The organism is Klebsiella sp. 2680 (assembly GCF_900198535.1).
Taxonomy (GTDB): Bacteria; Pseudomonadota; Gammaproteobacteria; order Enterobacterales; family Enterobacteriaceae; genus Klebsiella; species Klebsiella indica.
Genome location: NZ_FZNJ01000008.1, coordinates 36,831 through 51,155 on the forward strand (window position 1 = coordinate 36,831; position 14,325 = coordinate 51,155).

Below are 14,325 nucleotides of genomic sequence, written 5' to 3' on the forward strand. Positions count from 1 at the left end.
CGCCGGAAATAAAGGGGTTCCACGAACCCCTGTTAATATATACAGAGTTACTGGTGATTATATCAGCGAGGTCAGAGATGCCAACCGTGAAATTTCGATGTGCGGCAGCAGGCGGCTGTCGGGGGTATGCATCAGATCTGCGTCCAGCGGCCTGATCCAGCATGCCTGCATTCCGCAGCGAACCGACCCGGCCACATCGGTAGTCAAATCATCGCCAACGTGCAAAATCTGCTCCAGCGGCAGTTCCAGCCGCTGCGCCGCCAGGTGATACATATCGGCAAACGGTTTAGAACGCCCATCCGGGCCCGCGCGCAGCACAAAGCGGAAGTAGTCGCTCAGCCCAAAGAGCTCCGGCTGAGCATTACCGTTGGTAATCGCCACCAGCGGCCACTTTTCAGCCAGCTTCGCCAGCGTATCATGCGTCTCTTGCGGAACATCAATCATGCTGCGCCAGTGGGCAAAGTTAGCCATCGCTTGATCCGCTCCCGCTTTCGCCTGCGCCGCAGAAAGCCCAACATTGCGCATCCCCAGCTCCAGTGCGCGCCGCCGCCACTCGGTGACATCATGGTAAATATCCGGCTCTGATGCCAGCAGCGTCTGGCGCAGTTGGTTCAACTGGCTGGCGTCAAATTTGCTCAGCAGGGGGTGATAGCTGCGCACAAAGCTCAGCGACTCATGCAGGGTCCGGTCAATCACCGGGCGGTTGTCATAAAGGGTATCGTCCAGGTCAAACGTCAGTGCTGAAATCTGGCCCAGAGGCCGGTAAAAACGCATTATTTCCCCCGTTTGGCACGCGGATGCGCCGCATCGTACACTGCGGCAAGGTGTTGAAAATCAAGATGGGTATAGATTTGGGTGGTGGAGAGGTTGGCATGGCCCAACAGCTCTTGCACCCCGCGCAGATCGCCACTCGATTCCAGCATATGGGTGGCGAATGAGTGGCGCAGTTTATGCGGATGTACGTGGCTATTCAGACCTTGTTTAATGCCCCATTCGGCAAAGCGTTTCTGCACGTTACGTGCTGAAATACGCTTGCCCAGTTTAGAGAGGAACAGGGCGTCATCATCCGTACCGAACAGGCCGCGCAGATCGAGCCAGTGCTCAATCCATAGCACCGCATTGCGGCCAATCGGCAGGCGGCGCTCTTTACTGCCTTTCCCCGTTACCCACACTTCGCCAGATTCCAGGTCAAGATGCCTGATATCGAGATTGATCAGTTCCGAAAGACGCAGCCCCGCGCCGTACATCACTTCCAGCATCGCCCGGTCGCGCACCGCCAGCGGATCGTTAAGATCGATATCCAGCAGCCGGTTAACATCGTCTACGTCGATATTTTTCGGTAAATGGCGTGGCGTTTTCGGCGCGGAAATGCCCTTCGCCGGGTTAGCCGCCAGTTCGCCCTGGCTCACCAGCCAGTCAAAGAAGCTGCGTAAAGCGGAGAGACGTAACGCCAGACTGGCTGGCCCCAGTCCCTGACGACGACTACGTGTCGCCAGGCTGCGAACCTGAGCGGCATCGCACTGCCGCCAGCTTTTAAGCCCGGCGCTTTCCGCCAGCGCGATAAGCACATCCAGTTGACGCCGGTAGTTCAGCAGCGTTATCGGGCTAAGCTGGCGCTCTACGCCGAGATAGCGTAAAAAACGCGCGACGGATTCGTACAGAGGTGAGTCGGTCATGCGCGTTCAATCCAGCGCTCCAGTAAGCCCGGGAGCATGGCCGCAATTTCCTGCAGCAGCTGTGTACCCTGCCCTTGCTGATAGTGCTGAGGATCGCGACTGCTGAACAACATCACGCCTGGCGCTTCATCGCCACCCAGCAGCGACATCGCCACCGAGCCAACGGCTTTCGCTTCCGGCAACACCACCAGCAGTTCCGGACCATTTAAAGGGCCAAGATAATGCCGTTGCTGCCCAAGACGCTGGATGCGTATGGATTCAAACGCCTGACGGTTTATCGCCAGATGGGTAAATTTGGATGGTGCGCCAAGGCGCCAGCTATCGGGAAACAGGCGCACCGTCGCCCCCGCCAGCCCCAGTTCGCGCGCCCAGCGATGCAACCGGTTGAGCATTTCATCAAGGCTGTCAGCCGCCGCCAGACGCGTTTGCAGATGAAACAGGCGCTGAAACAGGCTTTCGTTAGCCGTTGCCTGCTCCATTAACAGCGTCATGTTCTCTTCCAGCACATTGATATGATTCCGCGCCCGCGCCATATGCCATTCCACCAGCGAGACCGAACCACGCACCGGATGTGGAACAGACATGTGCTCCACCAGCGCCGCATTACGAATAAAGAATTCAGGATGTTGCAACAGATAATCCACCACTGCGCGATCGTTGAGCTCACTGGTGATTTCCTGCTGTTCTTCCCCGATTTGTTTCATAAATGAATAAATCCGTCATAGACATGTGCCGCCGGGCCAGTCATAAATAACGGTTGACCCGGGCCTTTCCAGGCGATATCAAGACGCCCGCCGGGTAACTCCACCCGTACCTCTTCGCCCAGTAATCCCTGCTGGATCCCTATCGCCACTGCCGCACAGGCGCCGCTTCCGCAGGCCTGCGTTTCACCCGCGCCGCGCTCGTACACGCGCAGACGGATATGGGAACGGCTGACCACCTGCATAAAGCCGATGTTCGCCCGTTCCGGAAAACGTTCGTGGTTTTCCATCACCGGGCCAAGCGTTTCCACCATCGCGGTTTCCACATCATCGACCTCAATAACGCAGTGTGGGTTACCCATTGACACCACGCCGCACAATACTGTCTGTTCCGCGGCACGCATAATATAGGTCTTTTCCGCTTTGTTTGCGCGGAATGGCACCTGCGACGGCTCGAAGTTCGGTTCGCCCATATTGACGCGCACCAGATCATCTTCCGTTACGCTTAATAGCATACGGCCATTCGACGTGCTGACGCGGATGTCACGTTTATTGGTCAGGCCTTTCAGACGCACAAAACGGGCAAAACAGCGCGCACCGTTACCACACTGGGCCACTTCGCTACCGTCGGCGTTGAAGATACGATAATGAAAATCAAGCTCAGGATCGTAAGGCGGCTCAACAATCAGCAGTTGATCAAACCCCACGCCAAGATGCCGATCCGCCAGGCGGCGAATCAGTTCCGGTGAGAAGAAAACATTTTGTGTTACCGCGTCAACAACCATAAAGTCGTTGCCAAGGCCATGCATTTTAGAGAACTGCATCATCTACTCCAGCTACGCGGAACTGTCAGTAATTCACTTGAGTCGGGCCATCGCTATCGCCGCGATCGTTTCGATCCGGCGTAGAGCTCTGAATACCGCTATCAACCGGTTTGGTTGGCGGAGATGCCGTTTTTTCCGCTGGTGGGAAATACAGCGGCCCTTTCAGGCCACAGCCAGCGAGGCTGCAGGCCGCAACTAAAACGGCAAGCACAGGGAAAACGTTTTTCATGGATAGTTGCCCGTCATTCATTCTTTCTGCTTTCTATCATCGCAGGAGAAGACGTAAAAGCAAGCGTTTAGCATCCCACTGCGCGCGCTTTTGTTTCGCGGTATACTGCCGCCACGATCAAAAAAGCGGGACAGAACCATGAACGACAGTGAATTCCATCGCCTGGCCGATACCCTGTGGATGACCATCGAAGAACGTCTGGACGACTGGGATGGCGACAGCGATATCGACTGTGAAATCAACGGCGGCGTGCTGACTATCAGTTTTGAAAACGGCAGCAAAATCATTATCAACCGTCAGGAGCCGTTGCATCAGGTGTGGCTGGCGACCAAACAAGGCGGCTACCATTTCGACTTAAAAGATGATGAGTGGATCTGCGACCGCAGCGGCGAAACCTTCTGGGATCTGCTGGAGCAAGCGGCGACAAATCAGGCTGGCGAAACGGTGAATTTTCGCTAACGGCGCGCGCGATGTAATTTTCCCGGATTGCGGCTAATGTCTTATCCGGGCTTGTGCGACCAGACGGATTCAGGAGTAGTGCTGCAACATCTGCGGCGTTGCAGGATCCTGACTTGCAGGAATGGTCGCGGCGGCAATCACCTGGCTGCGGAACGGAATCACCTGCTCCCGGCCATCGATGTCGACAATCTGGTAGAACTGCGGCAGGTTAAAGTTAATAAAGCTGGAACCATAGGTAAAGCGATCGTGCGATGACGAGTAGAAGCGGCTAACATCGCGCACCAGATCTTCTTTACTGCCTTCACAATGGTGGTAGACCTCTGCGCGGTTGCTCTCATCAAGAATATAGATGTTAAACCCGCTGTCGTTATCCGCATCTTCAAAGAAAAACTGAATAATCCCTTCGCTGGCAAAACCATCCACCACCTGCGGTAGCCTGACGTGGTTGGTCTCCACCTGTACCGACAGCCCATGCAGTTTGTTATGCGAAATAGCGCCATAAAACTCAATAGCGTTCTCCAGCTTCTGTACCGAGACATTAAGACGCTCGAAGAACAATCCCCAGGTCTGCCCGGAAACACGCAGCGCTTTAAAGCGACCGGTATCCTGGCGGGTGCTGGAAAGACGCAGCTCGATACACTCGGAAACCATCTGCTGCACGCGGGTACGAATTAATCCACGCAGATGTTGGCTATAGCAGAACACTTCGACGCTATCCGGCGGCGCGGCGTCCTGATGCATTTTACCAAGAATGGTTTTCAGCGCTTCAATCATCGCCTGCTCGCCGTTGAAGTGCAGGGTTCGGACTTCATTCCACGAATTACGATAGAGCAGATCAACACTGCCAATCAGGCATTTTTGCTCTTCGCCGAAGCTGAAAACATCCAGCTTGCGGAAGTCGAAATGCACCACCTGGTTGCGAAACGCGACCGTCGGGTCATATTCCAGGTTGACGATAATCGCCAGATGACGAATTTCGCATGGGCTGTACAACGCTTTCGGCGTCGGAGAAGGCAGGCGCAGCGGGAAATGGTGCGACACATCGGCCACCATCTCCTGCAATTTCGCCAGATCGACAATACTGTTGCCCTTAATAAACAGGCGAGTTCGCGACGTCAGGAGGCCGTTAAACCAGGCCCAGGCCACCAGTTTATTAAGATAACGGTTATATTCCAGCGGCTGATGACTGATGATTGAATCCATATCCGGCGCGCGGTTATAGATATACCAACCGGTGCGGTTGGCCCGGCCCGGCGGCACGTGGATAAAGGTCAGATTAGGCTCAGATAAATCCGGCGAAATTTGCGGGTTCACCAGCGTTACTTTGCCCGGCAACGCTTCAAATGCAGCATACAGTTTGCGCGTCAGTACGCCGATATCCTGCGGGCTGGCGGAAACGCTCAGGTTATTGCGCCGCGCAAAACGAATCAGATTACGATAGCTCTGCATCATCGCATCAAGCAACTCGTTATGCGCTTTGCGTACTTCGTCAATTTTCCAGTTAGCCCGATTGTCGAGCATCATTAAACGCTTGTCATCCCAGCCCCATTCGTTCACCAGCTGACTCAGCACTTCGCGACGCCAGCCGACGCAGGCGCGCTCCCGGCTCAGCTTCTCGCAAACTTTCAGGTAGAAACATCGACGCACCAGATCGAGGCGCGTTTCGTCTTCAATGGCCTGCAGATAGAGCGTCACACGCTCCAGCATCATGCAGTAAGGATCGAGGCCAAATGACACGATCTCACCATCATGCAGACGTTGCTTGATATCTTTCGCCAACAAGCGGTTATTGGGATATTCCCAGGAGTACGCTTCCAGCAGCAGCGTCTTCAGCACCGCCTTATAGGGCGAGTCGATGCTTTTATACAACTGCCAGAGGCTGGCGCCGAAGTACTCTTCCGCCGACAGCGAACTCAGGCCACCGAGATCCAGCCATTCATTTGGCGTCAGCACCCCCTGCGCATAGAGGCTCATGACGTAATCGTCGTAATGCTCTTCTTCCTCGCATGGCACCATATTCCACAATATACGCTTCCCGGCAAGGCGCACTGCGGTGCGATAAAACTCATCCAGCAGCAGAATATGCTGGGTGGAACCGCAGTCTTCCCCTCCCAGACTACCGCTTTCATTATGGCGGAAGCGGTTTTCGTCGATCAGGAAGAAACTCACCTCAACCCCCAGCGACGCCGCCCAACTTTCCAGCAGGCTGCATTTACGCTGTAGCAACTGGCGCTCTTCGTTATCCAGCCAGGACTGGTGGCAAACCCAGATATCAAGGTCGGAAGAACAGCTTTGACCGACGGAAGAAGTACTGCCCATGGAGTAGAGGCCGGTAATCGGCAGTTCGCCTTTCGGCGGTTCCTGGGCCAGCATGCCACGATGGAGTTCAAGTTCGTCAAGGTAGTGGCGTTGGGTTTCATCAGGCGTGTAGAGGCAAATGCCGCGGGGAACGTTACCGTCAAGGTAACCCGGCATCAGCGGATGATGATAATGTAATAGTGTCGGCAGTAGACTGTAAACCTGCTGGAAAGCAGGTCCCATAGCAGCAAGGGCGCGATCCACGCGCAATTGGTTGATGGCATCCAGTCTCTGTTTCAGTGTCTCAATATAGAGGTACAAGACATATCGCCTGATGTTCAAAAACCCGACGTACAATAGTACGGAGAGTTTCAGTATTTCAACAAAAACCGTCACCATTCGTCGTCGGTGGGGTTGTGATGAACTGCGGACTGACAAATGGTTTAAAACGTGATCAATCTAACACCTTGCGGATTGACCGTAAAGAAAGATGCGCTACATACCAGTGTAGCACCCTTTACTACATGTAAATTCTTCGCTACGTATGTGGCAACCAGCAAACGCATGAAAGACTAAAAAAAGATGGCCGCGCCCCTTACGCCACAAAACTAACATCCCTAAGACAACAATGTTAGGATGGTCAGTGGTCGACGATGACGGTAACAAGCATGTTAGACAAAGTTTTGAGAATTGCCACACGGCAAAGCCCGCTTGCGCTATGGCAAGCACATTATGTGAAAGAACGTCTGGAGTCCTGCCATCCGGGGCTTTCCGTTGAACTGGTGCCAATGGTCACCCGCGGTGACGTGATCCTTGATACCCCTCTTGCAAAAGTAGGTGGCAAGGGTCTGTTTGTGAAAGAGCTGGAACTGGCTATGCTGGAAGGACGCGCCGATATTGCCGTCCATTCCATGAAGGATGTGCCGGTAGAATTTCCCGCAGGACTGGGGCTGGTTACTATCTGCGAACGGGAAGATCCGCGCGATGCATTTGTCTCGAATCACTATGCTTCCCTTGATGAGCTGCCGCATGGCAGCATCGTGGGCACCTCAAGTTTGCGCCGTCAGTGCCAGTTGGCTGCGGAGCGGCCGGATCTGACGATCCGTTCCCTGCGCGGCAATGTGGGCACGCGTCTGGGGAAACTCGATAGCGGTGAGTATGACGCCATTATTCTTGCTGCTGCCGGGCTTAAACGCCTGAAGCTGGAGGAGCGTATTCGTCAACCGTTGACGCCGGAACAGTCGCTACCGGCTGTCGGTCAGGGCGCAGTCGGTATCGAATGTCGCCTTGATGACGAATGGACAAAAGCGTTGCTGGCGCCGCTCAACCATACGGAAACGGCAATACGCGTGCGGGCAGAACGAGCAATGAATACCCGTCTTGAAGGTGGTTGCCAGGTGCCTATCGGCAGCTACGCCGAGCTTATCGACGGCGAGCTGTGGCTACGCGCGCTAGTCGGCATGCCGGATGGCTCGCAGGTAGTACGCGGCGAGCGGCGCGGTCGACCGCAAGATGCCGAAACCCTCGGCGTCTCCCTTGCCGAAGAGCTTCTGGAAAATGGCGCTCGTGACATTCTCGCCGTCGTTTACGCAGGAGAAGCACCGCAATGAGTATCCTGGTCACCCGTCCGCTACCGCAAGGCGAAGAGTTAGTTAGCCGCCTGCGCGCGCTGGGACGCGTGGCGTGGAGCTTTCCACTCATTGAGTTTACGCCGGGTCGCCAGCTCCGGGAACTGGGCGGCAAGCTGGCAAGTCTTGAGGCGGGTGACTTACTCTTCGCGCTCTCACAGCACGCCGTTGAGTTTGCTCATTCTCACCTCCAGCAACAGGGGGGGCTCTGGCCCTCTGCACCCGATTATTTTGCAATTGGTCGCACTACCGCGCTGGCCCTGCACAAAGTCAGCAGTCATGATATTCGCTATCCGTTAGATCGGGAAATCAGCGAAGTCTTGCTACAATTACCTGAATTACAAAATATTGCGGGTAAAAAAGCCGTCATCCTTCGTGGAAACGGCGGACGGGAACTACTCGGTGACACTCTCCGTGAACGCGGAGCGCATGTCACTTTTTGTGAATGTTATCAACGTAGTGCAAGGCACTATGATGGCGCAGAAGAAGCAATGCGCTGGCAGTCTCGCGGGGTGTCGACGCTGGTGGTTACCAGCGGCGAGATGCTGCAGCAGCTCTGGACGCTCATACCGCAGTGGTATCGTGAACATTGGCTCCTTAGCTGTCGCATTTTAGTTGTCAGTGAACGCCTGGCCGAACAGGCCAGGGAACTGGGCTGGCAGGATATCCAGGTTGCCGATAGCGCCGACAACGATGCGCTGCTACGCGCATTACAATAACTCTCAACATTGGAAGCCATAATGACGGAACAACAGAATCAATCCGCCGTGGTTGAAGAGACCAGGGAGGCCGTGGAAAAGAGACCACAGCCAGAAAATAGCGTAGAAAAGAAAAGTGGCGGCAGTAAAGTCAGTCTCGCCCTGAGTGCGATAGCCGTCGCTATCGCCCTCGCTGCTGGCGTCGGCCTTTACGGCCTGACGAAAACCCAGGCGACCCGCCAGAGCGAAACCAGCGCCGGGCTATCCAGCCAGATCGCCGCGCTGCAAAAAGCGCAGGAAAGCCAAAAAAGCGAACTTGAAAGCATTATTAAGCAGCAGGCCGACCAGCTGACGGAAGCGCGGCAGCAGCAAGATTCGCTGGCAAAGAAGCTGGATGAAGTGCAGCAAAAAGTCGCCGTGATTTCCGGTAGCGATACCAAAACCTGGCTGCTGGCCCAGGCCGATTTCCTGGTGAAACTGGCCGGGCGTAAGCTGTGGAGCGATCAGGACGTGACAACCGCCGCCGCGCTACTGAAGAGCGCCGACGCCAGCCTCGCGGATATGAACGATCCGAGCCTGATTAGCGCTCGCCGCGCCATCACTAACGATATCGCCTCCCTTGCCGCCGTTAACCAGGTGGACTATGACGGCATCATCCTGAAAGTAAACCAGCTCGCTAACCAGGTCGATAATTTACGTCTGGCGGACAATAACGACGATGACTCCCCAATGGATTCCGATAGTGATGAACTATCCAGCTCCATTAGCGAGTGGCGAGTCAATCTGCAAAAAAGCTGGCAGAACTTTATGGACAGCTTTATTACCGTCCGCCGCCGTGACGAAACCGCCGTACCGCTGCTGGCCCCTAATCAGGACGTCTACCTGCGCGAAAATATTCGCTCCCGGCTGCTCGTTGCGGCGCAGGCGGTACCGCGCCATCAGGAAGAAACCTACAAGCAGGCGCTGGATAACGTCTCAACCTGGGTTCGTGCCTACTACGATACTGACGACGCGACCACTAAAGCTTTCCTTGAGGATATCGATAAGCTCAGCCAGCAAAGCATCACCATGAACGTACCGGAAAGCCTGCAGAGCCAGGCGCTGCTTGAGAAACTTATGCAAACGCGGGTACGTAACCTGATGGCGCAACCGGCCGAAGCACCGACCAGCGTCCCGACGCCAGCCCCCGCGCCAGCACCTGCGCCACAAGGAGAGTAACGCATGCTGAAAATCCTCTTACTCTTCGCGCTGTTGATTGCCGGGATCGTTGTCGGCCCGATGATCGCCGGCCATCAGGGTTACGTCCTGATCCAGACGGATAATTACAACATTGAAACCAGCGTTACCGGGTTAGCGATTATCATGATCCTCACCATGGTGGTGTTGTTTGCCATTGAATGGTTGCTGCGGCGTATTTTCCGTACCGGTGCGCATACCCGCGGCTGGTTCGTGGGCCGCAAGCGCCGCCGTGCGCGCAAACAAACCGAGCAGGCGTTGCTAAAACTGGCGGAAGGCGATTATCAACAGGTTGAAAAACTGATGGCGAAAAATGCCGATCACGCGGAACAGCCTGTGGTGAATTACCTGCTGGCGGCGGAAGCGGCCCAGCAGCGTGGAGATGAAGCCCGCGCGAACCAGCATCTGGATCGCGCAACCGAACTGACTGGCGACGATCTGATCCCGGTCGAAATTACCCGTGTCCGCCTGCAGCTGGCGCGTAATGAAAACCACGCCGCCCGTCACGGCATCGACAAGCTGCTGGAGATCACGCCGCGTCATCCGGAAGTACTGCGGCTGGCTGAGCAGGCCTACATCCGCACCGGAGCCTGGAATTCGCTGCTGGATATCATCCCGTCGATGGCAAAAGCTAACGTCAGCGATGAAGAGCATCGTGCTGAACTGGAACAGATGGCGTGGATTGGTTTGATGGATAAAGCCCTGGCCGACGGCGGCAGCGAAGGCTTGCGCGACTGGTGGAAAAATCAGAGCCGTAAAACCCGCAACCAGGTGACGCTACAGGTGGCAATGGCCGAGCGGCTTATCGAAAGCGACGACCATGACACTGCTCAGCAAATTATTATTAATGGCCTGAAAAAGCACTATGACGACCGTCTGGTGATGCCTGTTCCGCGGCTGAAAACCAATAACCCGGAGCAATTAGAGAAAGTACTGCGTCAGCAGCTTAAAACGGTCGGCGATCGTCCGCTGCTGTGGAGCACGCTGGGGCAATCGCTCATGCGTCACGGCGAGTGGCAGGAAGCCAGCGTAGCGTTCCGCGCCGCGCTCAAGCAGCGCCCGGATGCGTTTGATTACGCATGGCTTGCCGATACCCTCGACCGGTTGCATCAGCCAGAAGAAGCCGCGTCGATGCGCCGCGATGGCCTGTTGCTGACGCTGCAAAACAATCCTCCGCAGTAATTTCCCATTGCCCGGTGGCGCTACGCTTACCGGGCCTACCAGGTCACCGTAAGCCGGATAAGGCGAAACCGCCATCCGGCAGTTCTCTTCCGCGTCCCCATAAAAAAACGCCTGCCCTGAAACCAGAGCAGGCGTTAAAACAGATCTATTTGACAACAATTGGGTGCTTCACTCAACGTCGTGTCCATGGTGTTTGATGAGGCGAAAAACGCGACATCTGTCAGTGGACGATAAGCACCGTAAACGGCTCTGCATCATTCCTGAGTTTATGAGGCCCTGAGGCGAACATAAGAGGTGGAATGAGCATCTACCCGGCGATTATCGCACAAGACCTGTAGAAAATGCATCTATCCGCATAAGGAATTGGGAGTATTCTGGACAATAAGTCGCATCGCGATCGGCAGGATATTTTCTAGCGGAATCAGAAAGAGAAACATTTTCTGCAAAATCAGAAAACAAAAAACCCCGCCGGAGCGGGGTTCAAAATTGGTCGGCGAGAGAGGATTCGAACCTCCGACCCACTGGTCCCAAACCAGTTGCGCTACCAAGCTGCGCTACTCGCCGATGTACTGCTTTTTGAATTTTTAGTTCAACTCTTTATAAAGTCGTGGTGCGAGGGGGGGGACTTGAACCCCCACGTCCGTAAGAACACTAACACCTGAAGCTAGCGCGTCTACCAATTCCGCCACCTTCGCAATATCACAACTTTCTAAATAATGGGGTGGCTAATGGGATTCGAACCCACGACAACTGGAATCACAATCCAGGGCTCTACCAACTGAGCTATAGCCACCACTGTAAATCTTTTACGCGGTATTGAAACCACCGCAGCTCCAGCACCGGGTGAATGGTGCGCCCGACAGGATTCGAACCTGAGACCTCTGCCTCCGGAGGGCAGCGCTCTATCCAGCTGAGCTACGGGCGCTTAGCGCCGTTGCGGGGTCGGATAATACGGACTTCCTCCCCCGCTGTCTAGTGCCTTTTAAAAGAAAATGATCGTTTGGTTATGCTTTGTGCGTTTTGTCGCTTATTCCGTCACATCATCAACATTTCCGCGCCGCCCAAGGCCAAACGCCTTATAAATAAACGTCACGGCAGCCAGAAAAATCATCCCGACAAAGAGCGACATACGCGTATCGTCGTTAAATCCCATACCTGCCAGCACGCAAACCAGGAATGCCATGGTTAAATAGTTCACCCACGGGAAAAACAGCGAGCGAAACGGATGACTGGCCATCGCTTCTTTGTGCACCAGACGAAAACGCAACTGGCTAATCAGGATCACAAACCACGGTACCATACCCGGCAATACGCTGGCGCTGTAAACGTAGACGAAAACCCGCTGCGGGTTGGGAATAATGTAGTTCAGGCACGAACCGCCCAACAGAATCACTATTGACAACGCCACGCCCACCGACGGCACACCGTTACGCGAGACTTTAGCGATCGCCGCAGGCAACTGGCGGTTTCTGGCCAGCGCGTAAAGCATACGTCCGCAGCTATACATTCCGCTGTTACAGCCGGAAAGCGCTGCCGTCAGCACCACAAAATTGATAATGCCCGCCGCCGCCGTGATACCAATTTTGGCAAAAGTCAGCACAAACGGACTGCCGTTCGAGCCAATCTGATCCCAGGGGAAAATCGTGACGATAACAAAAATCGCGCCGACATAGAAAATCAGGATTCGCCACAGCACCTTGCCTACCGCGCTGCGCAGAGTGACCTGCGGATTCTTCGCTTCACCGGCGGTGATACCGATAAGCTCAACGCCCTGATAGGACGCGACAACAATACACAGCGCCGTCAGGAAGCCCTTCCAGCCGCCAGCGAAGAAACCGCCATGCGCGGTCAGATTGCCAAAGCCAAGGGAGTGTCCACCGTTGCCAAAGCCAAAGAAAATAACGCCCAGCCCAACCACGATCATCACGATAATAGTAGTGACTTTAATCATCGCGAACCAGAATTCAATTTCGCCATACAGTCGTACCGCCGCCAGATTCGCCAACGCGACCAGGCCAACTGCAATCAGCGCCGGTATCCACTGAGCCATTTCCGGGAACCAGAACTGGACATAGACCCCGATCGCCGTAATCTCTGATATCCCAACCGCCATCCACATAAACCAGTAGGACCAGGCGGTGAGATAGCCGAAAAACGGGCTCATATAGCGATGAGCGTAAACGGCGAATGAACCGGTTACCGGCTCAAGAAACAGCATTTCGCCCATCGAACGCATGATAAAAAAGACAAACAGGCCGGCGATAATATACGCCAGCAGAACCGAAGGCCCGGCCCACTTCAGCGTACTTCCTGCTCCCATAAATAATCCCACGCCAATCGTGCCGCCAAGTGCGATTAGCTCAATATGTCGCGCCTCCAGTCCTCGCTGAAGTTCCGCTTTTTTCTCAGTCATATAGCCTCTTGTATTTGCCCTGCTCCGGTTTTAGCGCACCGCAAGCTGTGGTGTGTATATGCCGGTTATTTTTATGAAGTCATACCCTGCCAACACGACGGTAATACTTACCCGTCGCGTATTAAGCTTGCGAATGGTTAATGAATTTTAGCGAAATGGCAAATAAAGTATCAGGTGAGTGAATACATTACACAGAATACCCAGCAAAATCCGCGAAAGTGCAGTGGAATATCAAAGCTTATTGGTATAATACCAGCATAAATAGCGCAGAAGGCGAGCCTGCCTTTTTATCCGGCTCGGCTGCGAAATCAGGCGGTAAAACCACTCCAGCCCCAGGTCCTGCCAGAATTTAGGCGCCCGCTGAACATGGCCGGTAAAGACATCGTAGGTCCCACCGACCCCCATATACAGCGCCTGCGGATAAACGTTCCGGCAATCGCGCATCAGGATCTCCTGACGCGGCGAGCCCATCGCCACGGTGACGATTTTTGCCCCGCTCTCGCGAATGCGCTCAAACAGCGCCTGACGCTGATCGGCGGGGAAATAACCATCCTGACTACCGACAATATTCACCTTCCAGCGCTGGCGAAGCTGTTGCTCAGTCTGCGCCAGCACCTCTGACTTGCCGCCAATCAGAAACACTGGCGTACCCTGCGCGCCCGCGCGCGCCATCAGCGCTTCCCATAAATCGGCCCCGGCGACGCGCGATACCCGCGCCTGAGGATATTTTTTTCGTATTGAACGCACCACGCTGATGCCATCCGCGTATTTAAACTCCGCATCTGCAATGAGCGCCCGAACGTCGGGATTGTCTTCTACCGCCAGCATCTTCTCTGCATTAATCGCCACCAGCGTACCTTTGCGGATCTCGCCGTCAGCGTACAGATAATCCAGAGCGTGTTGAATATCGCGCCAACCAATGAGTTGCAACCCTCTCAGCAGGTACAACGGCGCGGATGTCGTCTCAGTCATGTACACCCT

The 14,325-nt window shown here is 54.9% G+C and carries 13 protein-coding genes and 4 tRNA genes; 5 read left to right on the forward strand and 12 right to left on the reverse strand.

Annotated features, from left to right (window positions below; translation table 11 throughout):
* Positions 1–57 precede the first annotated feature (57 nt).
* Genes yigB through lptM form a run of 5 tightly spaced genes read right to left on the reverse strand, consistent with a single transcriptional unit; the run spans position 58 to position 3,430 of the window.
* Positions 58–774 (reverse strand): 5-amino-6-(5-phospho-D-ribitylamino)uracil phosphatase YigB, encoded by a 717-nt coding sequence (gene yigB / locus FN037_RS23310; RefSeq protein ID WP_138362091.1) that lies wholly within the window; start codon positions 772–774, stop codon positions 58–60.
* Positions 774–1,676 (reverse strand): tyrosine recombinase XerC, encoded by a 903-nt coding sequence (xerC, locus tag FN037_RS23315; RefSeq protein ID WP_142503258.1) that lies wholly within the window; start codon positions 1,674–1,676, stop codon positions 774–776. Before xerC ends, yigB begins: the two co-directional genes overlap by 1 nt.
* The gene (locus tag FN037_RS23320; protein WP_138362089.1) at positions 1,673–2,380 is read right to left on the reverse strand and encodes a DUF484 domain-containing protein; all 708 of its coding nucleotides are present in this window, start codon (positions 2,378–2,380) and stop codon (positions 1,673–1,675) included. Before FN037_RS23320 ends, xerC begins: the two co-directional genes overlap by 4 nt.
* Positions 2,377–3,201, reverse strand: coding sequence for a diaminopimelate epimerase (dapF, locus tag FN037_RS23325; RefSeq protein WP_138362130.1), 825 nt, complete (start codon positions 3,199–3,201; stop codon positions 2,377–2,379). Before dapF ends, FN037_RS23320 begins: the two co-directional genes overlap by 4 nt.
* A gap of 25 nt (positions 3,202–3,226) precedes the next feature.
* The gene (gene lptM, locus FN037_RS23330) at positions 3,227–3,430 is read right to left on the reverse strand and encodes an LPS translocon maturation chaperone LptM (protein WP_138362088.1); all 204 of its coding nucleotides are present in this window, start codon (positions 3,428–3,430) and stop codon (positions 3,227–3,229) included.
* A gap of 138 nt (positions 3,431–3,568) precedes the next feature.
* Here lptM and cyaY point away from each other — a divergent pair, with 138 nt between their 5' ends.
* The gene (gene cyaY, locus FN037_RS23335) at positions 3,569–3,889 is read left to right on the forward strand and encodes an iron donor protein CyaY (RefSeq protein WP_138362087.1); all 321 of its coding nucleotides are present in this window, start codon (positions 3,569–3,571) and stop codon (positions 3,887–3,889) included.
* Positions 3,890–3,958: 69 nt separating this feature from the next.
* Here cyaY and cyaA read toward each other — a convergent pair whose 3' ends face one another.
* Positions 3,959–6,508 carry a class I adenylate cyclase gene (gene cyaA / locus FN037_RS23340; protein ID WP_138362086.1) on the reverse strand — a complete coding sequence of 850 codons (2,550 nt, stop codon included), beginning with the start codon at positions 6,506–6,508 and terminating at the stop codon, positions 3,959–3,961.
* 347 nt (positions 6,509–6,855) lie between these two features.
* On the opposite strand from cyaA, the gene hemC reads away from it, so the two are divergent.
* From hemC to hemY, 4 genes are read left to right on the forward strand one after another with little or no spacing between them, the layout of a single operon-like run.
* Complete coding sequence (hemC, locus tag FN037_RS23345; RefSeq protein WP_142503259.1) at positions 6,856–7,797, forward strand: hydroxymethylbilane synthase; 942 nt, start codon at positions 6,856–6,858, stop codon at positions 7,795–7,797.
* On the forward strand, positions 7,794–8,534 hold the full coding sequence (gene hemD / locus FN037_RS23350) for a uroporphyrinogen-III synthase (protein ID WP_138362084.1): 741 nt from the start codon (positions 7,794–7,796) through the stop codon (positions 8,532–8,534). Before hemC ends, hemD begins: the two co-directional genes overlap by 4 nt.
* 21 nt (positions 8,535–8,555) lie before the next feature.
* Entirely contained in the window at positions 8,556–9,731 is a 1,176-nt protein-coding gene (hemX, locus tag FN037_RS23355; RefSeq protein ID WP_138362083.1) for a uroporphyrinogen-III C-methyltransferase, read from the forward strand.
* A 3-nt stretch (positions 9,732–9,734) separates the two neighbouring features.
* Complete coding sequence (gene hemY / locus FN037_RS23360) at positions 9,735–10,931, forward strand: protoheme IX biogenesis protein HemY (protein ID WP_142503260.1); 1,197 nt, start codon at positions 9,735–9,737, stop codon at positions 10,929–10,931.
* Positions 10,932–11,418: 487 nt separating this feature from the next.
* On the opposite strand, the gene FN037_RS23365 is transcribed toward hemY, so the two are convergent.
* The 6 genes from FN037_RS23365 to wecG form a co-directional block, all read right to left on the reverse strand.
* Positions 11,419–11,495: transfer RNA gene (locus FN037_RS23365), tRNA-Pro, on the reverse strand.
* 44 nt (positions 11,496–11,539) lie between these two features.
* A tRNA-Leu gene (locus FN037_RS23370) sits at positions 11,540–11,626 on the reverse strand.
* Positions 11,627–11,648: 22 nt separating this feature from the next.
* Positions 11,649–11,724, reverse strand: a tRNA-His gene (locus FN037_RS23375).
* 55 nt (positions 11,725–11,779) lie between these two features.
* A tRNA-Arg gene (locus tag FN037_RS23380) sits at positions 11,780–11,856 on the reverse strand.
* Between the two features lie 102 nt (positions 11,857–11,958).
* Positions 11,959–13,344: a bifunctional threonine/serine APC transporter ThrP gene (thrP, locus tag FN037_RS23385; RefSeq protein WP_138362081.1), complete on the reverse strand. Its 1,386-nt coding sequence runs from the start codon at positions 13,342–13,344 to the stop codon at positions 11,959–11,961.
* Between the two features lie 231 nt (positions 13,345–13,575).
* A complete protein-coding gene (gene wecG, locus FN037_RS23390) occupies positions 13,576–14,316 on the reverse strand; it encodes a lipopolysaccharide N-acetylmannosaminouronosyltransferase (protein ID WP_142503261.1) in 741 nt (246 codons plus the stop codon).
* Between the last annotated feature and the right edge of the window lie 9 nt (positions 14,317–14,325).

Excerpts from the sequence above, each read along its gene's own strand:
- hemY (WP_142503260.1), top strand. The coding sequence starts at position 9,735 with ATGCTGAAAATCCTCTTACTCTTCGCGCTGTTGATTGCCGGGATCGTT.
- xerC (WP_142503258.1), bottom strand. The coding sequence starts at position 1,676 with ATGACCGACTCACCTCTGTACGAATCCGTCGCGCGTTTTTTACGCTAT.
- wecG (WP_142503261.1), bottom strand. The coding sequence starts at position 14,316 with ATGACTGAGACGACATCCGCGCCGTTGTACCTGCTGAGAGGGTTGCAA.
- hemD (WP_138362084.1), top strand. The coding sequence starts at position 7,794 with ATGAGTATCCTGGTCACCCGTCCGCTACCGCAAGGCGAAGAGTTAGTT.
- thrP (WP_138362081.1), bottom strand. The coding sequence starts at position 13,344 with ATGACTGAGAAAAAAGCGGAACTTCAGCGAGGACTGGAGGCGCGACAT.
- FN037_RS23320 (WP_138362089.1), bottom strand. The coding sequence starts at position 2,380 with ATGAAACAAATCGGGGAAGAACAGCAGGAAATCACCAGTGAGCTCAAC.
- dapF (WP_138362130.1), bottom strand. The coding sequence starts at position 3,201 with ATGCAGTTCTCTAAAATGCATGGCCTTGGCAACGACTTTATGGTTGTT.
- hemC (WP_142503259.1), top strand. The coding sequence starts at position 6,856 with ATGTTAGACAAAGTTTTGAGAATTGCCACACGGCAAAGCCCGCTTGCG.
- cyaY (WP_138362087.1), top strand. The coding sequence starts at position 3,569 with ATGAACGACAGTGAATTCCATCGCCTGGCCGATACCCTGTGGATGACC.
- yigB (WP_138362091.1), bottom strand. The coding sequence starts at position 774 with ATGCGTTTTTACCGGCCTCTGGGCCAGATTTCAGCACTGACGTTTGAC.
- lptM (WP_138362088.1), bottom strand. The coding sequence starts at position 3,430 with ATGAAAAACGTTTTCCCTGTGCTTGCCGTTTTAGTTGCGGCCTGCAGC.
- hemX (WP_138362083.1), top strand. The coding sequence starts at position 8,556 with ATGACGGAACAACAGAATCAATCCGCCGTGGTTGAAGAGACCAGGGAG.